General features: G+C 64.2%; 25 protein-coding genes. 15 read left to right on the forward strand and 10 right to left on the reverse strand.

Annotated elements, in window-relative coordinates; all coding sequences use genetic code 11:
- Nucleotides 1-433: 433 nt before the first annotated feature.
- Entirely contained in the window at nucleotides 434-673 is a 240-nt protein-coding gene (locus RAD10_RS19715) for a hypothetical protein (RefSeq protein WP_461618847.1), read from the forward strand.
- A 163-nt stretch (nucleotides 674-836) separates the two neighbouring features.
- Complete coding sequence (locus RAD10_RS19720; protein WP_028144533.1) at nucleotides 837-1,121, forward strand: hypothetical protein; 285 nt, start codon at nucleotides 837-839, stop codon at nucleotides 1,119-1,121.
- Here RAD10_RS19720 and RAD10_RS19725 read toward each other — a convergent pair.
- Both RAD10_RS19725 and RAD10_RS19730 read right to left on the reverse strand, forming a co-directional pair.
- Complete coding sequence (locus tag RAD10_RS19725) at nucleotides 1,118-1,516, reverse strand: NUDIX hydrolase (RefSeq protein WP_165637610.1); 399 nt, start codon at nucleotides 1,514-1,516, stop codon at nucleotides 1,118-1,120. The genes RAD10_RS19720 and RAD10_RS19725 overlap by 4 nt on opposite strands.
- Nucleotides 1,517-1,660: 144 nt before the next feature.
- Nucleotides 1,661-2,740 carry an AI-2E family transporter gene (locus RAD10_RS19730; protein WP_461618848.1) on the reverse strand — a complete coding sequence of 360 codons (1,080 nt, stop codon included), beginning with the start codon at nucleotides 2,738-2,740 and terminating at the stop codon, nucleotides 1,661-1,663.
- A gap of 149 nt (nucleotides 2,741-2,889) precedes the next feature.
- On the opposite strand from RAD10_RS19730, the gene RAD10_RS19735 reads away from it, so the two are divergent.
- The 3 genes from RAD10_RS19735 (at nucleotide 2,890) to RAD10_RS19745 (ending at nucleotide 3,924) form a co-directional block, all read left to right on the forward strand.
- Nucleotides 2,890-3,102 carry a hypothetical protein gene (locus RAD10_RS19735; protein WP_461618849.1) on the forward strand — a complete coding sequence of 71 codons (213 nt, stop codon included), beginning with the start codon at nucleotides 2,890-2,892 and terminating at the stop codon, nucleotides 3,100-3,102.
- 151 nt (nucleotides 3,103-3,253) lie between these two features.
- Nucleotides 3,254-3,481 carry a hypothetical protein gene (locus RAD10_RS19740; protein ID WP_461618850.1) on the forward strand — a complete coding sequence of 76 codons (228 nt, stop codon included), beginning with the start codon at nucleotides 3,254-3,256 and terminating at the stop codon, nucleotides 3,479-3,481.
- A 140-nt stretch (nucleotides 3,482-3,621) separates the two neighbouring features.
- Entirely contained in the window at nucleotides 3,622-3,924 is a 303-nt protein-coding gene (locus RAD10_RS19745; RefSeq protein WP_461618851.1) for a hypothetical protein, read from the forward strand.
- A gap of 27 nt (nucleotides 3,925-3,951) precedes the next feature.
- Here RAD10_RS19745 and RAD10_RS19750 read toward each other — a convergent pair whose 3' ends face one another.
- From RAD10_RS19750 to RAD10_RS19760, 3 genes are all read right to left on the reverse strand, one after another.
- Entirely contained in the window at nucleotides 3,952-4,383 is a 432-nt protein-coding gene (locus tag RAD10_RS19750; protein WP_461618852.1) for a hypothetical protein, read from the reverse strand.
- Nucleotides 4,384-4,543: 160 nt separating this feature from the next.
- Entirely contained in the window at nucleotides 4,544-4,762 is a 219-nt protein-coding gene (locus RAD10_RS19755) for a hypothetical protein (protein ID WP_461618853.1), read from the reverse strand.
- A 441-nt stretch (nucleotides 4,763-5,203) separates the two neighbouring features.
- Nucleotides 5,204-5,488 carry a hypothetical protein gene (locus RAD10_RS19760; RefSeq protein WP_091963402.1) on the reverse strand — a complete coding sequence of 95 codons (285 nt, stop codon included), beginning with the start codon at nucleotides 5,486-5,488 and terminating at the stop codon, nucleotides 5,204-5,206.
- Between the two features lie 186 nt (nucleotides 5,489-5,674).
- Between RAD10_RS19760 and RAD10_RS19765 the strand changes: the two genes are divergently transcribed.
- From RAD10_RS19765 to RAD10_RS19775, 3 genes are all read left to right on the forward strand, one after another.
- On the forward strand, nucleotides 5,675-6,262 hold the full coding sequence (locus RAD10_RS19765; RefSeq protein ID WP_461618854.1) for a formyltransferase family protein: 588 nt from the start codon (nucleotides 5,675-5,677) through the stop codon (nucleotides 6,260-6,262).
- 172 nt (nucleotides 6,263-6,434) lie between these two features.
- Nucleotides 6,435-6,785 carry a hypothetical protein gene (locus tag RAD10_RS19770; protein WP_461618855.1) on the forward strand — a complete coding sequence of 117 codons (351 nt, stop codon included), beginning with the start codon at nucleotides 6,435-6,437 and terminating at the stop codon, nucleotides 6,783-6,785.
- Complete coding sequence (locus tag RAD10_RS19775; protein WP_461618856.1) at nucleotides 6,730-7,275, forward strand: hypothetical protein; 546 nt, start codon at nucleotides 6,730-6,732, stop codon at nucleotides 7,273-7,275. The genes RAD10_RS19770 and RAD10_RS19775 overlap by 56 nt, the downstream gene beginning before the upstream one ends.
- Before the next feature lie 52 nt (nucleotides 7,276-7,327).
- Here the strand turns inward: RAD10_RS19775 and RAD10_RS19780 are convergent, their stop codons facing one another.
- Nucleotides 7,328-7,726: a RidA family protein gene (locus RAD10_RS19780; protein ID WP_461618857.1), complete on the reverse strand. Its 399-nt coding sequence runs from the start codon at nucleotides 7,724-7,726 to the stop codon at nucleotides 7,328-7,330.
- 162 nt (nucleotides 7,727-7,888) lie between these two features.
- Between RAD10_RS19780 and RAD10_RS19785 the strand changes: the two genes are divergently transcribed.
- Nucleotides 7,889-8,764, forward strand: a complete 876-nt coding sequence (locus RAD10_RS19785; protein WP_461618858.1) for a DMT family transporter — start codon at nucleotides 7,889-7,891, stop codon at nucleotides 8,762-8,764.
- A gap of 201 nt (nucleotides 8,765-8,965) precedes the next feature.
- Nucleotides 8,966-10,399, forward strand: coding sequence for a caspase family protein (locus tag RAD10_RS19790; RefSeq protein WP_461618859.1), 1,434 nt, complete (start codon nucleotides 8,966-8,968; stop codon nucleotides 10,397-10,399).
- Nucleotides 10,400-10,599: 200 nt separating this feature from the next.
- On the opposite strand, the gene RAD10_RS19795 is transcribed toward RAD10_RS19790, so the two are convergent.
- Together RAD10_RS19795 and cysK are read right to left on the reverse strand one after the other, a co-directional pair.
- Nucleotides 10,600-10,842 carry a BrnA antitoxin family protein gene (locus RAD10_RS19795; RefSeq protein ID WP_028144522.1) on the reverse strand — a complete coding sequence of 81 codons (243 nt, stop codon included), beginning with the start codon at nucleotides 10,840-10,842 and terminating at the stop codon, nucleotides 10,600-10,602.
- A 3-nt stretch (nucleotides 10,843-10,845) separates the two neighbouring features.
- Nucleotides 10,846-11,823 (reverse strand): cysteine synthase A, encoded by a 978-nt coding sequence (gene cysK / locus RAD10_RS19800; RefSeq protein ID WP_461618860.1) that lies wholly within the window; start codon nucleotides 11,821-11,823, stop codon nucleotides 10,846-10,848.
- A 223-nt stretch (nucleotides 11,824-12,046) separates the two neighbouring features.
- Here cysK and RAD10_RS19805 point away from each other — a divergent pair, with 223 nt between their 5' ends.
- The gene (locus tag RAD10_RS19805; RefSeq protein WP_461618923.1) at nucleotides 12,047-12,265 is read left to right on the forward strand and encodes a hypothetical protein; all 219 of its coding nucleotides are present in this window, start codon (nucleotides 12,047-12,049) and stop codon (nucleotides 12,263-12,265) included.
- Between the two features lie 15 nt (nucleotides 12,266-12,280).
- On the opposite strand, the gene tgt is transcribed toward RAD10_RS19805, so the two are convergent.
- Complete coding sequence (gene tgt, locus RAD10_RS19810) at nucleotides 12,281-13,426, reverse strand: tRNA guanosine(34) transglycosylase Tgt (protein ID WP_461618861.1); 1,146 nt, start codon at nucleotides 13,424-13,426, stop codon at nucleotides 12,281-12,283.
- Between the two features lie 192 nt (nucleotides 13,427-13,618).
- Between tgt and RAD10_RS19815 the strand changes: the two genes are divergently transcribed.
- The 4 genes from RAD10_RS19815 to RAD10_RS19830 all read left to right on the forward strand — a co-directional run bounded on the left by RAD10_RS19815 (nucleotide 13,619) and on the right by RAD10_RS19830 (nucleotide 17,843).
- Nucleotides 13,619-14,827, forward strand: a complete 1,209-nt coding sequence (locus tag RAD10_RS19815) for a patatin-like phospholipase family protein (RefSeq protein ID WP_461618862.1) — start codon at nucleotides 13,619-13,621, stop codon at nucleotides 14,825-14,827.
- Between the two features lie 136 nt (nucleotides 14,828-14,963).
- Nucleotides 14,964-15,710 (forward strand): TetR/AcrR family transcriptional regulator, encoded by a 747-nt coding sequence (locus tag RAD10_RS19820; protein ID WP_461618863.1) that lies wholly within the window; start codon nucleotides 14,964-14,966, stop codon nucleotides 15,708-15,710.
- Between the two features lie 251 nt (nucleotides 15,711-15,961).
- Entirely contained in the window at nucleotides 15,962-16,564 is a 603-nt protein-coding gene (locus RAD10_RS19825; RefSeq protein ID WP_461618924.1) for a PepSY domain-containing protein, read from the forward strand.
- A gap of 241 nt (nucleotides 16,565-16,805) precedes the next feature.
- On the forward strand, nucleotides 16,806-17,843 hold the full coding sequence (locus RAD10_RS19830) for an aspartate-semialdehyde dehydrogenase (RefSeq protein ID WP_461618864.1): 1,038 nt from the start codon (nucleotides 16,806-16,808) through the stop codon (nucleotides 17,841-17,843).
- 186 nt (nucleotides 17,844-18,029) lie between these two features.
- Here the strand turns inward: RAD10_RS19830 and queA are convergent, their stop codons facing one another.
- Nucleotides 18,030-19,103: a tRNA preQ1(34) S-adenosylmethionine ribosyltransferase-isomerase QueA gene (queA, locus tag RAD10_RS19835; RefSeq protein WP_461618865.1), complete on the reverse strand. Its 1,074-nt coding sequence runs from the start codon at nucleotides 19,101-19,103 to the stop codon at nucleotides 18,030-18,032.
- Between the last annotated feature and the right edge of the window lie 73 nt (nucleotides 19,104-19,176).

A 19,176-nucleotide genomic window follows, 5' to 3' on the forward strand; every position in this document is an offset into this window, starting at 1 on the left:
GGGCCGGAACTAGCGCGGCGCGAGATCTGCGTCTGTCGATGCGACGCTTGGCGCGATTGTAAACATTCTGCGCCCGGAGAGAAACGAAAAACCCCAGCGCTTGGAGCCACGCTGGGGCGTTTCGAGCAAAATGAACTGGTCAAACAATAACGTCTTCATAGCAGCGATTTCACCGCGCGCTTGTGAACTGGTTCACACACGCCAAACAAACGACCTCGGTGAGACCGAGGTCGCCAACCTTTGTGGGGAAGGTTTACTCCCGGCCTGGGGGTTTTGGGGCTTGGGGATGGGCCGGGAGCCAGGATTCGACGTTTGTCGTGCCAAGTCGTTCCAAAGTCGCCAGCGGCCAATCACGCCGGAACGGGGTACCGCATTCCCCGGTTTGAGCGCGTACCCGTCGCACGCTAGGATGCCTCCTTTTACGGAGGCTCATTTGAAACCAATCTTTTTCATCGCCGCCATTGCACTGCTTGCGACGGCTCCCGCCCGCTCACAGCCGCTGGTCGATCCCAACAAGGTTGCTCCCGAATTCCGCGAGGCGGCCGAGAAGCGCCGGGCCGAGCAGTTGCGCCAGCGCGAATGCGCGCTGAAGGCGGATCTCGAGAAAGTGCTGCCCAGGGATCGCACCGCTTTTCTCAACCAGTGCCTGGACACGATGGCAGCCAAGGAATAGCGGCTGACCGTTTTCCAACCGGCCTGTTCCGCCGCCGGCCGCGGCCGGCAGATGACGCTTGCCCGCGCGGTCTGCGAGCATTTCGCCACAAAGGCATTCAAGCTTTCTTCAGACATTTGGGATCATCTGACGATCCATTTCCCAAAATCATTGTTGTGCGCGCATGAGTTCAGTCCAGATTCAGTGCACGCGGTGCAAGAACGTGTTTCGCGATCGCGCCGGGCGGTTGCAGGACGGCTATTCCAGGCAATGTCCGAGCTGCGAAGTGGTGCTGTTCTTCGCCGAGGATTCCCAGCATCCCTTCGTCAAGCGCGCGATGCGCGATGCGCGCAAGGTCCGCAAGGAGATGCGCGAGGCCGAGGCCGCGAAGCTGGCGGCGCCCGAACCGCAGGGGCAGCAGTCGAGAAGGTTCGCCGGACGAACACGATCGGCGGGACGCGAGGACTAGCTCACCTTCCGCCTCTGCTTCCTCGGAAACAGGCGGTCGCGGATATAGCGCGAGGTCGGCGTCAGACGGATGCCGCGCGGCTTCTGCCAGGCGGCGCGGTCGATCTCCTTCTTGTCGCCGATCGCCAGCCTGCCTTTGGCCGTCTTGGCAATGAAGATCGCGTCGCTCATCTTGCGACCGGAGCGCTTGTTCCTCGCCGTCACTTCCTTCCAGAGGCTGATCCTGCCGAGCTTCAGCTTGGGCAGCTCCTCCCTGATCTCACGCCGCAGGCAGTCCTTGTCGGACTCGCGCGCGCGCTTGCGGCCGCCCGGGAACATCCACAGGCCGTCCGACCGGCGTCTGACCAACAAGACCTTGCCGCGCCGCGCGGCAACCAGTTTGGAAGACTTCGCCATTGCTGCCGTCATTGAAACCAGAATCGTCCCGATCGTAACTTGTCTAGTCGAACAGACAAGTTTCCCGGCACGTTTTGATCACAGGCCGCGATCCCCCGGGTCCTGGCGCGACACGGCGGAAAGATCGCGCCGTTCGAGGCGAGATCAGCCCTCGGCCGCCCCGGCCCGATCCTCAGTCCTGATCCAGGCCATCATCATCTCCCAGGCCACCGACAGGATGATCGGCCCGATGAACAGGCCGACGATGCCGTGGGCCAGCGTGCCGCCGATCACGCCGACGAAGATCACGATGGTCGGCGTGGTCAGGCCACGCCCCATCACCAGCGGCTTCAACATGGTGTCGAGGAAGCCGACGACGACGAGAAACACGGTGAGCAGCAGCGCCGTGGTGACGTCCTTGGCGGTCCAGATCCAGATGATGACAGGCAGCAGCACGAGGAACGCGCCGATCTGCACGATCGAGAGCAGCAGCACGATGAAGGCGAGAAGGCCGGCGCTCGGCACCGCCGCGAGCTTGAACCCGATGCCGGCGAGCAGCGCCTGCACGATCGCGACGCCGATCACGCCCTGCGCCACGGCGCGGATGGTCGCGCCCGCGAGCGACAGGAAATGCTCGGTCTGCTCGGGCACGATGCGAAACAGGAAACCGCGGCTGGCCGCGACCAGCCGCGGCCCATGTGGAAACAAAAAGCCGGCCACGAACACCGACACCAGGAACTGGAGCGTGCCGACGCCGGCATCGCCCGCGAGCGAAAGCAGCGGGCCCGCCAGCGGCTGGAGATACGGCGCTACCTCGCGTACCACCGCGCGGACGTTGGTGTAGGCCTGGTCCCAGAGCTCGTAGAGCAAGGGGCCGACCAGCGGCCACGATTTGAGCTGCTCGGGCGCGGACTGAAGCGCCAGATCGCCGGTGCCGAGCTGATGCGCCAGCTCACGCACGCCGTCCACCGCGCTGATGCCGAGCCAGGTGGCCGGGCCAATGACGATACCGAGCGTGATCACGGTCAGGATCACTGCTGCGGTCTTGGGCCGGCCGCCGAGGATTTTCGCGACCCAGCTGAAGGCCGGATAGAACGCGACCGCGAGCACGCCGCTCCAGGCCAGGATCGGCACGAACGGGCGGATGATCAGGAAGGTCCAGATGATCAGCAGGGCGAGCAGGCCGAGCCGGATCACGAGCTGGATGACATCCTCTCCCGTCAGGAGCTGACGGAGACTTTTCACGGGCACTGCTTTCCTTGCGGCATGAACGCAACTTCCGGTGCTTGCGAGGTCTAGCCGTTATTGCCAGCAACGCATCCGGCGTCAAGGCGACTGGAACTGCCGGGGCCCACGATTAGGAACACATCGGGCCATTCCGCATTCGAAAGACGATGACAGACCCTCCTGGAGAATCCGATGCACGCGCGGGAATGCACCGCGGCATCCGCTATGCCCTGAGGCCGAACGCCGCGCCGGGCTATTGGCAATATGCCTATGCGATCGGCGCCAGGGTCCGCTCCGGACGGGTGCAAGGCAGGCTGCGGCAGCTCGCGGTCAGGCGGGTGCAGATGCGCATCGACCGGGATATGCGAAGCGGCAGCTGATCCGGCTGCGAGGCCGCGCCGATCTCGCATGGCCCGCGATGGCGGCCGGGCGTGGCTAACGCCCGTTAACCGGATTTCCCTGCCCCGGTTTACGCCACTGCAAACGCCCGTGACTACCGTGGGTCGAGGTCAACAAAAAGCATTCCGTCAAATGGCCAACAGCATCTGGACGATCGAAGAATTCAGCTGTGCGGGTTGCGGCATGAACTACACCGCGACCAGGGAAGAGCACAGCGAAGCCCACACCGGCAGCTTCAAATGCAGCATCTGTAGCGGCGTGGTGCACGCCTGGTCCGGCAAGCATCATTTCTTCGGCTGGCAGGCGGTGAAGACACGGCCGCCCGTGTTCGGCAGGCGCTGGGCCGACGTCGAGTGGTAGGCTGTCCTCGGCCCTGTGATTGCGCCGCGCCGGTCATCCTGGACGGACCGGAGGATCGGCCGAATTGCACCGGTACCGTTTGGACTCCGTTCACCGATCGCGGCTAGATCAGGACGGATCCTCCGCGCCGAACAGCAGACATGGCCGACCTCAACGCCGTCCTTACCAAGCTCAACGACCGCCTGCTCCGCCTCGAGGGCGAGCTGTTCGTGCTGCGCTCGCTGGCGCGCGCGACGCTGACGGCGGGCGACGACCATGCGGCGCGCATGCGCAAGCTGGTCGAAGCCGCAAAGATCGCGCTCGACGACGAGGCCAAGCGCCCCCTCGACAAGCCGACACGCAAATATGTCGATGCAGCCACCGCGCTGGTGGAGGAATTGCTGGTCGAGCCGACCCCGGCTCGGCCGCTGTTCACGGTGATCGACGGCGGCCGGCGCGACTGAGCGCGCCGGCCTCAGCACGGCGATCGATTACCGCCCGTACATGCCGGGCGCGCGTGCGCCGTTCGGAAAGCACTGTCCGCGCGAATAGTTGTAATCGTAGCCGTCGGGACAGAGCCCGCCGCGTCGTCCGTAGGCTTCGGAACGTCCGTAAGCGCCGGGCCCGTGCGCCCCGTTCGGATAGCAGCTGCCGTTCGAGTAATTGTAGTCGTAGCCGTGCGGACAGAGGCCGCCGCCGCGTTGGCGTCCGTAGTATTCGTGCGGCCCGGGATTCCGCGTGTAGACACCCGGCGCATGATAGTCGTTGGGGTAGCAGCGGCCGTTCGAGTGGTTGAAATCATAGCCGTCCGGGCATCGTCCGCCCGGAGCAGCCCTGAACTGAACTTGCTCCACCATGGGCTCAGGCGATGCCGCAGGCACGGTTACAAATGCCAGCAGGCCGGCCAGCGCAAGCTCGATCATGAGGTCTCCTCCAAAATCACGGGGACAAGCCTAGCAGGATTCGTGCCCCACGAAACGACCCGGGGATTGAGACATGGCCGGCCTGAACCATGCATGAACCGGTCTCGGACTGCGACGATGCGTCGTCCCCAACCCACGCGAGAGCCCGCCTCGCCCCCCGTTAGACCGCTTTGGAATTTTCCGCCTTGAGCCGGCTGAGTCCTGCCTCGATGATCGCGATCTCCTCGTCGATCTGGCCAATCGGCAGGCTGAAATCATAGCCGGACCTGCTCTTCAGATCGACCGCAAGCCGCTGCCTGTGCATCATCAGCTCGTCGAGCCCACGCCGGTTCTTCAGCCGCACATAGCTGTCGACGATCTGCTCTATTGCGCTCGGCATGAAATCTGTCCCGGCGAAAAAGGCCCGCGCGGCGCACAATGGCCGGCGGGACATTTTCGGTGTCGCGGTACGCAATACAAATCCGCGACGGATTCGTCGATACGCCAGGCTGGTTGAGATCGTGTTACCATTCGATGATTTCGTGATGCGTGGCACGAAAAGGCCGCTGGCGGTTACGCCAGCGGCCAAAGCCGGGTTCGAAAACGGATGCGGGTTGAAATGTCGCCAGCCCCGGTAGGCGCATATCTAGCAGCCGGCCGGAAATACCTCTGTTAAAAACCAAACACAGGAACCGATTTTTATCGCCTGCTTGCAGGCCCATCGTGGCCGCGCGGCAACGCTAAAGCATGATCCGGAAAAGTGCGCAGCGGTTTTCCGAAAAGATCATGCTTAAACAACAACCTAAAGCGCGATGACGATTCATCCTAATCGCATCGCGCTTTAATCCGTGACGCAGAAATAGGTGCGCGGATATCTGCGATAGGCGCCGTAGCGATAATACGGCCGGTACGCATAGCCGCGATAGAGCGCCGGCGGCTCCTCACCGTAATAGGCACCGTGATAGAAGTTGGTGACCGTCCCTCCGGCGCAACGATAGGCGTCCCAGGTCGGCCCCACGAACGGCGCGACCCCGGTCTCCGGCGGCACAGCAGGGTACGGCCCGCCGGCATGAGCCGGATGAGCTACGATCAGTGTCGCGAAAAGGAAAAGCCAGGCGCCTCGCATGCACTCGCTCCGAGCTGTGCAATGCACGTATGGAGCACCGGAACGGCCGCCTGCGCAATCGCGAAATCCGTCGCGCCCCACGTCGGCAGATTGTTGATAACCGGCGCAAACGCTGCGCGGGTGGTGACACGGCGTCCGGACGTGTTATCGGGGGATGACGCAGTTGCGAGACCGGATCGGACACCCATGCGCATTACCCTCGTCGGCTCCCGCCATTTCGGCGTGACCACCCTGAACATGCTCCGGGAGCACAGCGTCTCGGTCGTCCGGGTCGTCGTCGCCGATGCCGAGGATCGGCTCGCCGCGACCGCCAAGGCGGCCGGCATCGAGGTCGCGGTCCAGGCCAATCCGAAGCTGGTGGTGGCATCGGAGATTGCCCCCGATACCGACCTGATCATCACGGCGCACAGCCACGCCCGGATCGGCAAGGACGCGCTCGCCGCCGCCAAGTTTGGCGGGATCGGCTATCACCCCTCGCTGCTGCCACGCCATCGCGGCAAGGCCGCCGTGGAATGGACTATCAAGGAAGGCGATCCGATCGCCGGCGGCACGATCTATCATCTCGCCGACCGCATGGACGCCGGCGCCATCGCCGCCCAGGACTGGTGCTTCGTGAAGAAGGGCGAGACCGCCCGCGAACTCTGGGAGCGCGCGCTCGCTCCGCTCGGCCTCAAATTGCTGGCCGACGTGATCGATTATGCCAAGGTCCACAAGGCGCTGCCGTCCAAGACTCAGGACGAGCAGTTCGCGACCTCTGCACCGAGTCTCTCCTGAGGTTTACCCTTAACGTGAAGGGGCCTTGATTCCGCTTAGAAAATCGGAATCGGGAACGCAAATAAACCATTGTTTCCACAGGAACAATTTTCGATTTGGCATTGCAACAAATTTCCGTCACATTTCGTCCGAATAAACGTCAGCATATCAGACAAATTCAAGGACGGAATTCATGCGTTTTGGTCGCATCGCGGCGTTCTGTGCCGCTTCAGTTTTGACCGGCACCCTCGCCGCTCCCGCCTTCGCCCAGAGCCCCTATGACGGCAACTGGCAGGTCGTCATCGTCACCAAGAGCGGCACCTGCGAGCCGACCGCAAGCTCCATGCTGACGGTTGCCGACGGCAGGATCACCGCGCCCGGCGCTAACGTTTCCGGCACCATCGGCAGCGGGGGACTTGTGAAAGTTTCGATCAATGGTGCATATGCCAACGGTCAACTCAGCGGCAACGCCGGATCGGGGAAGTGGAATGGAGCATCTGCAGGCATACCGTGCAGCGGGCGGTGGGAAGCATCGCGCCAATAAACCAATTGAGGCTCGCGCCCGGAACCGGCGGCTGCTGATCGCGGCCGCCGTTTTGTTTGCGGCAGCAATCGCCAACACCGAAAGCATGGCCCAGGCGGGCCCCTTCGCCGCGCTGGCAGGTACCTGGAGCGGCGGCGGCGTCGTCACCCTGGACGACGGCTCGACCGAGCGGATCCGCTGCCGGGCCAAATACGCCCCGATCGGACCGACCATGGAGATGTCGCTGACCTGCGCCAGCGACGCCTACAAGTTCAACCTCGGAGCCAACGTCAAAGCTGAAGGCGGCGCGATCGCCGGCAGCTGGTCAGAGGCCAGCCGCAACATCTCCGGCGCGCTCCAGGGCCGCGGTGCCGGCGGCAACTACGAGCTGGTCGCTTCGACCGCCGGCTTCAATGCCAACCTCTCGCTGAAGACGTCCGGCAACAAGCAGAACGTCTCGATCCGCGCGGACAGCCAATTCCGCGGCGCCAACATCTCGCTGTCGAAGTAAGACCGGAAAGTGACACGGCAGTCGATCCGGCGAGCGCGCCGGGTCGACTTTTTTATGCGCCGGGCACGAACGCCGTGACCTCGATCTCGACCTTGGCCCGCTCGTCCACGAGTCCACCGATATAGAGCAGCGTCGAAGGCGGGAAATTGCGTCCGAGCGTTTCCTTCCAGGCGGCGCCGATGCCGGCACCGGCTGCTTCATATTCGCTGCGGCTGGTCAGGTACCAGGTCAGGCGGACGATGTGCTCGGGGCCGGCACCGGCCTCGGCCAGAAGCTTGATGATCCGCTTCAGCGCGGTCGCGACCTGCGCGGCCATATCGGGCGCGTAATTGCCGGCCTCATCGCCGCCGGTCTGGCCGGCCAGAACCACCCAGCGGCCCGGCCCTTCCGTCACGACGCCATGAGAAAAACCGCGCGGCTTCTTCCAGTCGGCCGGCTGCAAGATTTGCATGAGCGAAGATCTCCCTTTTCTTGTTGTTCGCTGATGCCTTAGCACATCGCGCTGCATCGCTGCATCCGCAGATTTGGCCGTTGCAAACGGCGGCGATGTCGTCGATACCGGCCGTCCTTTCACATTCCATCCTCCAGCACCCTGCCCCCAAACCCCTGCCCAATGAGCGCGACACCGTCCAAAACGATGGCTGCATTGTGGATGGCCGGCTGGCTGTCGCTGATGCTGGTCATGGCGGTTGCCGGGCGCGAGACCACGCGCGAGCTCAACGTCTTCCAGATCATGGAAGTGCGTTCGGTGATCGGTCTCACGCTGCTCCTGCCGCTCATCTACCGCGCCGGCGGCTTCAAGGCGGTCGCGACCAGACGCCTGCCGCAGCACCTTGCACGCAATGGGGTCCATTATTTCGCGCAGCTCGGCTGGTTCTACGCACTGACGCTGATCGGAATCGGCCAGGTCGTGGCGATCGAGTTCACCATGCCGATCTGGACCGCGGTGCTGGCCGCAACGTTCCTGTCTGAACGCATGACGGTCTGGAAGATCGCCGCCGTCGTACTCGGCATCGTCGGCGTCATCATGATCGTGCGGCCCGCCACCAGCGAGATCAATCCGGGCCAGATGATCGCGCTCGGGGCTGCGATCGGCTTCAGCATCTCGATGATCCTGGCGAAGTCGCTGACCCGGACCGAGAGCGCCTTGTCGATCCTGTTCTGGATGATCATCGTGCAGATGGTCGTAGGCCTGCTGCCGACATTCGCCGTCTGGACCTGGCCGTCAGCCTACCTTTGGGGATGGCTCTTCGTCATCGGTGTCTGCGGCACTTTCTCGCACTATTGCCTTGCCAGCGCGCTCCGACATGCCGACGCAACGATCGTGGTTCCCATGGACTTCCTCCGGGTTCCACTGACTGCGACGGCCGGCTGGCTGCTGTATTCCGAGCGGCTCGACGCCTGGACCGTGCTCGGCGCTGTGCTGATCCTGTGCGGCAATCTCCTGAATTTGAAGCCGGCCTCAGCGGTTCCTGCCCGCGCGCGGTGAACCTCGCGCAGCCTCGCGCGACAAAACAAAGCGGCCGTGTGATTTGGATCACGTTGGGAAGCATTCCCATCGTGCACATTCGGCCACACAGCAGCGGGTTGCACGCAACGGACCGCCGTTTCGGTGGCGCGAAGTCGGGCACTTCGTGTAGGTTCGTTGCCAATTCGTTGCTGCCTGCAATTCGATTCTGGGGATTTCAGAATGCGCTATCTCACCCTCCTCGCTTCGCTCATGTGCGTGGCACTGTCGGTCAGTGCCGCGAAGGCCGACCGTCGTGTCGCCTTCGTCGTCGGCAACGGCTCCTACAAGAACGTCGCACAATTGCCGAACCCGCCGATCGACGCCAATGCGATGGCGTCGACGCTGCGCAATGTCGGCTTCGAGGTGATCGAAGGATCCAATCTCAGCCGCGACCAGATGACGGAGAAGCTGCTCGACTTCGGGCGCAAGGCGCAGGGCTCCGACATCGCGCTGTTCTATTATGCCGGTCACGGCATCGCCGTCAGCGGCACCAATTACCTGCTGCCCGTCGACGCCGACATCAAGTCAGAGATGGACGTCAAGCTGGGCGCCGCCATCAACATCGACCTGACGCTCGAGCAGACCATGGGCGATGCCAAGGTCAAGCTAGTCTTCCTCGACGCCTGCCGCGACAATCCGTTCGCCGCCAAGATCAAGTCGAACTCCGCGACGCGCAGCGTCAACGTGCAGAGCGGTCTCGCCGAGATGAAATCCGGCGAAGGCACTCTCATCGCGTTCGCCACCGGCCCCGGCCAGACCGCGCTCGACGGCCAGGAGGGCAACAACAGCCCGTTCACCCGTGCGCTGATCGACAATATCACCAAGCCCGGCATCGAGATCCAGCAGGCGATGACGTCGGTGCGCGCCCAGGTCAATGAAGAGACCCGCAAGGGTCAGCTGCCCTGGGGCCACACCAACCTGACCGGCTCGGTCTATCTCAACCAGGCTCCGACAACCCAGGTCGCCAACGCGGCGCCGACCGCTTCCGGCATCGTGCCGGCGGCGAGCGGCAGCTCGGATGGCGTCGAGCTCGAATATTGGCGCTCGGTGAAAGAGTCCAACAAGCCGGAAGAGCTCAACGCCTATCTCTCCGCTTATCCGAACGGTCAGTTCAAGGCGCTGGCGCTGGCACGCCTCGCGGCCATCAAGAGCGGCCCCTCGACCGCGACGCGCACCCTCAACGCCGGGGTCGATCCCGCGACCTTCACCGACGAGGCCACCCAGCTCACGGAGGATCAGATCGGCCTCGACAAGACCCAGCGCCGCGACGTGCAACGTCGTCTCACCGGGCTCGGCTTCGACACCAAGCAGACCGGCGTGTTCAGCGATGAGACCCGGACCGTGCTCAAGCGCTGGCAGGCCGCGCGCGGCTATCCCTCTTCGGGTTACCTCAACAAGCACCAGCACAAGGCCCTGATCTCGGAGGTCCAGGCCGCCCCGCCGACCGCGAGCGACACCAGCCAGAAGGCGGCCCGCCGTGCCGCCGCGCCCGCAGGCAGCAGCGCACCGGCACCGGCACCGGCTCCCCAGCGCAGCAATCCCGGCGATGCCGCCGGCGCGGCGTTCGTGGGTGGCGTCGTCGGTGGCATGATGGGCGGCATGTTCCGCCGCTGAGATGCGGTGAGATTGAAAACACAAAAGCCCGGCTCGCGCCGGGCTTTTTCTTTGGTGCGACGGTGTCGCAGCATGCTCGGTCATTGCGAGGAGCTCTTGCGACGAAGCAATCCAGAATCTCTCCGCGGAATTTCTGGATTGCTTCCGCCTTCGCCAAGGCTTCGGCGGACAAGTCGCTGCGCTCGCAATGACGAGGTTGGCTACTTCCCCGCGGCCTTGCGCAACGCCTCGTTGATGCGGTCCTGCCAGCCGGGGCCGCCCTCCTGGAAGAACTCCAGCACGTCCTGATCGATGCGCAGCGTCACCTGCTCCTTGATTCCCGGTGCTACGTTCGGCTTCGGCGGCGCCGCGGCGACCTTGGCCGTCACCTTCTTGAACGCCGCCTCGGCCTCTGTCCTGGCATCGCCGAGTGTGCGCGGCCGCCTCGGGGGTTGATCCGCCATGTCCTAGATTCCCTCAAACAGCGCTGTCGAAAGATACCGCTCGGAGAAGGACGGCACGATCGCCAGGATGGTCTTTCCCGCCGCTTCCGGCCGCTTGCCGATCTGGAGCGCGGCCGCGATCGCCGCGCCCGAGGAGATGCCGCCCGGAATCCCCTCGTGCCGCGCCAGCGCGCGCGAGGTCTCGATCGCCGTCGTCGAGTTGATCTTCACGATCTCGTCGATCACGGCGCGGTCGAGGATGTCAGGGACGAAGCCGGCGCCGATGCCCTGGATCTTGTGCGGCGTATGCTGTCCGCCCGACAGCACCGGGCTTTCCTCCGGCTCGACCGCGACCACGCGAAGTGAGGCCTTGCGCGGCTTGAGCACCTGGCCGACGCCGGTGATCGTGCCGCCGGTGCCAACGCCGGCCACGAAGAAATCGATATTGCCGCCGGTGTCGTTCCATATCTCCTCTGCGGTGGTGCGGCGGTGCACCTCGGGATTGGCGAGGTTCTTGAACTGCTGCGGCATCACCGAGTTCGGCGTCGTCTTCAACAGCTCCTCGGCTGCGGCGATCGCGCCCTTCATGCCCTGCGCCGCCGGCGTGAGCACCAGCTCGGCACCGAGAAAAGCCAGCATCTTGCGCCGCTCGATCGACATCGATTCCGGCATCACCAGCTTGAGGCGGTAGCCGCGCGAAGCCGCCACGAAGGCAAGCGCAATGCCGGTATTGCCGGAGGTCGGCTCGATCAGCACGGTGTCGGACTTGACGATGCCCGCCTTCTCCATCGCGATGATCATGGCCGCGCCGATGCGGTCCTTCACGCTTGCGGCCGGATTGAAATATTCAAGTTTTGCCAAAATCGTGGCATTCACATCGTGCATGCCGGGCAGCCGGCGCAAGCGCACAGTCGGTGTATTGCCGAATGCGTCGACGATCGAGTCATAGATCCGGCCGCGGCCGGCTTGGTGCGCTGCACCCGTGGTGGACGATGCGTCCATGATGAACTCCCTGTGACGACATTTGCGCTTCTTACGCGGCTCATGCGCAGTTACGGATAGCCTGCGACGACACGCAAGCGACAATTGCGGCACATGTTAAATACGCTGCATCGCAAAATCGCGTGAGCTTTAATTAGCAGAAAACCAACGCATTTGTGTTGCGACCTCGTCAACTGATTCTGCGCATGTTAGACTTAGGTCTCAAAGCAGAGAGGTCACCATGATGTCAGCAGCTGCTGAAGTGATGTCGACCGTAGCGCTAAGGCGTGATCCGCGTTGCAGCGAGTTGCCGACCTGTCCCGTCTGCGCCGATTCCATGGTCGCCGCCGAAGCATCCGCCTACATCTCGGACCACGTCATCAGCTATCTCTGGACCTGCGACAATTGCGGCTACGGCTTCGTCACCAAGCACGCCGTCAAGCAGCGGATCGTGTGCAATTGAGCTTGGACCGTTGATCTAGCGCGGGGCGATATCGCCCCTCGCCCAGTCCGCGCGCGTACGCTGATAGAACTCGTCGAACCTTCCCTGCGCGATCGCGTCCCTGATGCCCTGCATCAGGAACTGATAGTAAGCGATATTGATTTCGGACAGCAGCATCGCCCCCAGCGTCTCGCCCGCCTTGACGAGATGGTGCAGATAGGCGCGCGCGTAGTTGCGCGCCGACGGCCATGAGCTCTCCTCATCCAGCGGACGCGGATCGTCGGCGTGGCGCGCATTGCGCAAATTCACCTGGCCGAAGCGGGTGAAGGCGACGCCGTGCCGGCCATTGCGCGTCGGCATCACGCAATCGAACATGTCGATGCCGCGCTTGACGGCTTCGAGGATGTCGTCGGGCGTGCCGACGCCCATCAGATAGCGCGGGCGCTGTTTCGGCAGCAATGGTTCGGTCTCGTCGATCATCGCCAGCATCACCGCCTGCGGCTCGCCGACGGCAAGGCCGCCGATTGCATAGCCGTGGAAACCGGTCGCGACGAGACCTTGCGCGCTCTCGTGGCGAAGCTGCGGGATGTCGCCACCCTGCACGATGCCGAACAGCATATAGCCGTCGGGGGCGCTCTCGAAGGCGCGCTTGCTTCGCTCGGCCCAGCGCAGCGACAATTGCATCGCGCGCTCGATGTCGGCGCGCTCGGCCGGCAGCCGCACGCATTCGTCCATCTGCATGGCGATGTCGGAGCCGAGCAAGCGCTGCACCTCGATCGAGCGCTCCGGCGACAGCTCCACCTTGGCACCGTCGATATGCGAGCGGAAGGTGACGGCGTTCTCGGTGACCTTCCGCAGGTCCGACAGCGACATCACCTGGAAGCCGCCGGAATCCGTCAGCATCGGCCCGTTCCAGCCGGTGAACTTCTGCAAGCCGCCAAGGGCTGCGATCCGCTCGGCGCTCGGACGCAGCATCAGGTGATAGGTGTTGCCGAGCACGATGTCGGCGCCGGCATCGCGCACCTCGCGCCAGTGCATGCCCTTCATGGCACCGGCGGTGCCGACCGGCATGAAGGCGGGCGTGCGCACCACGCCATGAGGCGTGGTCAGGCGCCCGGTCCGCGCGGCGCCATCAGTGCCGAGCAATTCAAAGTGATTGGGAAGATCATGGTCCGGATTCATGGCCGTGCTTATTGCGTGTCGGCGAAGACCGATCAACCCACCCGCCGCACCCCGCAGCCGGCTATTGCCTCGGACTGGGACACAAATGGGCGCGAATATCGGCGTCGCCACTCTTGTTAAACAAAACGATACAGTGTAGTTTTATCTTGGGGGCTGGACGAGATGCCGCGGCAAATTTGCCGGCGGCGGTAAATGCGTGATCGCCAGCCACCGACAATGCCCTTCGCTTCCTATTCGACTGGTGTCGCCGGCCGCTCGCATGACTGGATCAGGCAGACAGGCGGCCGCCTGGCCGGATTTCTGCTCCTGGCGTGCAGCCTGGTGCTCGGCGCCTGTACCTCGCTGCCCCGCACGCCTTATACGGCCGCAGAAGCCAGCACCTCGCGCGTGCTCGAGATCGACGGCCTCAGGCGCTACGCCGACGAGCCCATCACGAAATTCAGCTTCGAGAAGGACACCAGCACCGCGACGAAGTCCTATCTGGCGCTCTCCGGCGGCGGCGCCGATGGCGCCTACGGCGTCGGCGTGCTCAACGGCTGGACCGCGGCCAGAACCCGTCCCACCTTCTCCGTCGTCTCGGGCGTGAGCACCGGCGGCCTGATCGCGCCGTTTGCGTTTCTGGGCTCGCAATACGACGACACGCTGAAGGAGGTCTATACCAGCGGCATCGCCGAGACCCTGTTGAACGATCCCAGCATCATGCGCGTGCTGTTCGGATCCGGCCTGTTCGGCAACACGAGGCTGCGCGAACTCGTCGCCCGCTATGTCGGGCCGGAGATCATGGCGCAAGTCGCGCGCGAGAATGCCAAGGGCCGAAAGCTCCTGGTGGTGACGACCGATCTCGACACCCAGCGCACCGCGATCTGGGACATGGGCAAGATCGCCGCGGTCGGCACACCCGAGGCACTCAAGCTGTTTCGCGACGTGATGGCGGCCTCCGCCAGCATCCCCCTGGTGTTTCCGCCGATCATGATCGACGCCGAGGGCCAGGGCCGCAAGTTTCAGGAGATGCATGTCGACGGCGGCGTGACCGCGCCGGTGCTGACGCTGCCGGAGGCCCTGCTTTTCCAGGGCAACCGTCTGCCCGGCAACGCGAAGATGGACATCTACATCCTCGTCAACAAGAAGATCGAACGCAATTTCGAGCTGGTCTCCAACGGCACCATCGATGTCGCCTCGCGCAGCCTGTCGGCGATCACCCAGTCGCAGACGCGCTCGATCATCTTCTCGACCTATGATTTCGCCAAGCGCAACCGCCTCGGCTTCCACCTCTCCTACATCGCGCGCGAGTATCCGGCGCCGCCGTCGGAAGGGTTCGACACCGCCTATATGCGGGCGCTCTACCAATACGGATATGACAAGGCCGCTGCCGGTCAGGCCTGGAGCTCGACGGTGCCGTGAGCTTCCGGAGACGGAACGAGGCCCTGCCGAAACCGTTGACGATACGGCCAATTCGGCCAGATTCGCGATGACGCCTCCGCTCCTGCGCGATATAGAGCGAATGACGACCTTCAGAAACGCGCAGGAATCATTGGGCATGGGATTGACTGCGACCAGGACGAGACCAGCAGCGCCGCGGCGCGAGGTGCCGAAATCCCGCGGCGGCCGGCCGACGAAGACCGCGGCCATCGAGCGCGACCAGCGGCTGATCGAGGTCGCCACCCGCCTGTTCCTGGACCGCGGCTTCGACGCCACCTCGCTCGACGCGGTCGCCGAAGCGGCCCGGGTCAGCAAGCCCACCGTCTATTCCCGCTACGGCGACAAGCGCGGCCTGTTTGCCGCCGTGCTGAGGCGCGAGATCGAGCGCTGGCTTGCGCCATTGTCGGCCGCCGCCGAGACGCAGCTCTCCAGCGCCTCCGACATCTCGGTCGAGCAGCGCCTGGTCGAGATCGGGCGCGAGATGCTGACATTCACCTGCGGACCCGACGCCGTCGCCTTCAGCCGCATGATGACGTCGCAGGCCATCAACTTCCCCGACGTCGCCAAGCTCGGCAAGGAGGAAGGCTGGATGAAAGCCGTCGCCACCACGGCGCGCTTCTTCGACCGTCTGGTGGCGCAAGGCGCGCTCGACGTCGAGGACACCAACATCGCGGCGGAAGTGTTCCTCGACGTCGTCGTCGGTCACACCCACCGCATGGCGACGTTCGGGATGGCGCTCGAATTGAAGGTCGCCGAAAAGCGGATGCGCACGGCCATCAAGCTGTTCCTCGCCGGTGCGCTAGGACCTGCCGACCGTGTCCAAAGCACCACCAAAGGCTCGTCGCGGCGACGCCCCCCGCGCTGACAATTCCGTGAGATTGCGCGCTTTCCCCATGGAAACCGCCCGCGCCGTTTGACCAAAATAAAACGATACGGTATGGTTTAGTTATAAGCGATACGGACCGCTTTTTTCACCAGCCCCAAAAGTGGCCCGTACCGCTGAGATCGCCGTACCGGGTACAGCCCGGTGCGGCGCTCCGCGGCCGGCCGATGCCCAAGGCCGGCCGCGAATTCTTTACGATCATCCGGCACACTCGCTGGCCGAGGGTTTCGAGCATGACGACAGCCAAACGATGGACCTCGCGATTGCTTGTGATCGCCTTGCCTGCGCTGCTCATCGCCGCGCCTGCGCGGGCGATCGTGGCCGCGGGTACGCCGACCGCCCTTCACAGCGACACAGATGGTGATGCCGAGGCCGACCGCCAAGCCGTCAGCCGTGAGATCGAGCGTTTCCGCAGCTCGTCGATCTCGATCAGTCAGGCCATGTCGATCGCCGAAGCCCGGCACGCCGGCGCCACCACGGCGGATGTGAGTTTCGACGGGGCCGCCCGCGTGCCGGTGTATCGGGTGAAGACCCTGCACAACGACCGGATCTGGCGCCACACCATCAATGCTACGACCGGCGAGCTCGTCGGCGGCGAAGCCGCCCTCCCCCTCACTGAGCTCGACCACGAGGACCGCGACAACCTCGCAGCGCTCGGTGCGATCAGGCACCGCCTCGCCGATGCCGTGCGCGTCGCCGAACGCGCCGCCGCGGGCAAGGCGATCAGCGGCGGGCTGGTGCGCGAACGCGGCCGGCTCAACTTTTCGATCGTCGTCGTCAGCGGCGACGACCTCAAGGAGGTCACCCTCGAGCCGCCGGGCGCCAGGGCGAAATAGCGGTAGTCCGGCCCCGGGCATCGACCGCGGTGAAAAGCCATTGACGGGCGCAAAACTCTCCCGCATAAGTCGCCGCCATGTTCACGACCACCAAACGCACGACCAAAACCACCACGGCCTCAGGGGCCCGGGGAGGCGTGCGCGCGTAGTCGTCGACTAAAACGCATCAGCTCTACCGAAGCCCCGCCCTCGATGGTCCGGGGCTTTTTTGTTGCCTAAATCTCAGCTCAACCGAAATGCAATGGAGGACAAAGTGAGTAACGATCCCGTCGTCGCGATTGTCGGCGTCACCGGTGCGGTGGGCGCCGAATTCATCGCCACCATGGACAAGCGCGGCTTTCGCGTCGGCAAGCTCAAGGCGCTGGCCAGCGCCCGCTCGGCCGGCAAGACGGTGTCGTTCCGCGGCCAGCCGGTCGTGATCGAGGAGCTCAATGAGCGCTCCTTCGAAGGCGTCGATATCGCCCTGTTCTCCGCCGGCGGCAGCATCTCCAAGAAGTATGCGCCGATCGCGGTGAAGTCCGGCGCTGTCGTGGTCGACAATTCCTCCGCCTTCCGCATGGACCCGAACGTGCCGCTGGTGATCCCCGAGATCAACGCGAACCGGATCCGCGACCACAAGGGCATCATCGCCAACCCGAACTGCGCCGCGATCACCGCGCTGGTGCCGCTGTGGCCGATCCACCAGAAGAACCGCATCAAGCGCGTCATCATCTCGACCTACCAGGCCGCTAGCGGCGCCGGCGCCGCCGCGATGGAGGAGCTCGTCGAATCCACCCGCGCCAATCTCAACGGGCAGGTCTATACGCCGAAGGTGATGCCGCACCCCTACGCCTTCAACCTCTTCAACCACAACACCGCCGTCGACCCTGACACCGGCTACAACGACGAAGAGACCAAGGTCATCAAGGAAACTCGCAAGATCTTCGAGGACGAGAAGATCGCGATCGGCGTCACCTGCGTGCGCGTGCCGGTGCTGCGCGCCCATTGCGAGGCCATCACCTTCGAATGCGAGAAGGAGATCACCGAGGACCAGGTCCGCGCCATCATGGCGCAGGCGCCCGGCGTGAAGGTCGTCGACGATCGCGTCAAGAACTACTTCCCGATGCCGATCGACGCCTCGGGCCAGGACGACGTCCTGGTCGGCCGCATCCGCAAGGACCTCAGCGATCCCTCCGGGCATTCGATCTCGATGTTCGTGGCGGCGGATCAGCTTCTCAAGGGCGCTGCGCTGAATGCGGTTCAGATCGCCGAGTTGTTGCCGCAGCGGGTGATGGCGTAGAAGGTCTCGTAGGGTGGGCAAAGGCGCGCAAGCGCCGTGCCCACCACTCTTACCCGTTATTCAAGAAAGAAGACGTGGGCACGCTTCGCTTTGCCCACCCTACGACGCTGCCGTAGCCCGCACGAGCGCAGCGACATGCGGGAAGCCGCAAAGAAAGAATCCCGGATATCGCTGCGCTCATCCGGGCTACGGCTCTGCCCGAAACAACAAGCACGCATCGCCATACGAATAGAACCGATACCCGCGTGCAACCGCATGAGCATACGCCTGCTTCATCGTCTCCAGCCCCGAAAACGCCGACACCAGCATGAACAGCGTCGACTTCGGCAAATGGAAATTCGTCATCAAAATATCGACCGCGCGAAAGCGATAGCCGGGCGTGATGAAGATCGAGGTCTCGGCCGCGAAGGGCTGGATGGTGCCGTCTTCCCTCGCGGCGCTCTCGAGCAAGCGCAATGACGTGGTGCCGACGGCGATGATGCGGCCACCATTTTTCCGCGCGCTGTTGAGCCGCTCCGCCGTCTCGGCCGAGATCGTGCCCCACTCGGCATGCATCTTGTGGCCTTCGGTATCGTCGACCTTCACCGGCAGGAACGTCCCTGCCCCGACATGCAGCGTGACCTGGTTGATGCCGACGCCGCGCGCGCGCAGCGCCTGCTCCAGCGCCGGGGTGAAATGCAGTCCAGCGGTCGGCGCTGCGACTGCGCCTTCGTTCACGGCGAACATGGTCTGGTAGTCGGCAAGGTCCTGGTCGTCGGGCGTGCGCTTGGAGGCGATGTAGGGCGGCAGCGGCGGGCTGCCGAGATCGGCGATGGCCTGATCCAGCGCAGGCCCGTGGAACGAGAACGACAACGTCACCTCGCCCTCGAGGCCCTTGACCTCGACCTCGGCATCGAGATGGCCGAGCAGGCAGACCTTGCCTTCATTGCCGAAGCGGATGCGGTCGCCAGCGACAAGCTTCTTCGCGGGCTTCACCAGCGCCTGCCAGCGCGAGCCGTCGAGCCGCTTGATCAGCGTCGCCTCGATCTTCGGCTCGGTCTCGCGGCCGATGCGGCGGCCCTTCAATTGCGCCGCGATCACCTTGGTGTCGTTGACGACGAGCTGGTCGCCCGGCCTCAGCCATTGTGCGAGGTCGGCGATGGTCTGGTCGCGCAGCGTGCCGTTCTCCACGACCAGCATCTTCGCGGAGTCGCGCGGGCTCGCCGGGCGCAACGCGATGCGCTCGGCGGGCAGGTCGAAATCGAACAGATCGGTGCGCATGTCTCACTAGCACCGTCATTCCGGACGCCGCGCCTTCAGCGCGGCGATCCGGAATCCCGAGATTGTAGGGCGA

This window comes from Bradyrhizobium sp. 23AC, assembly GCF_054863025.1.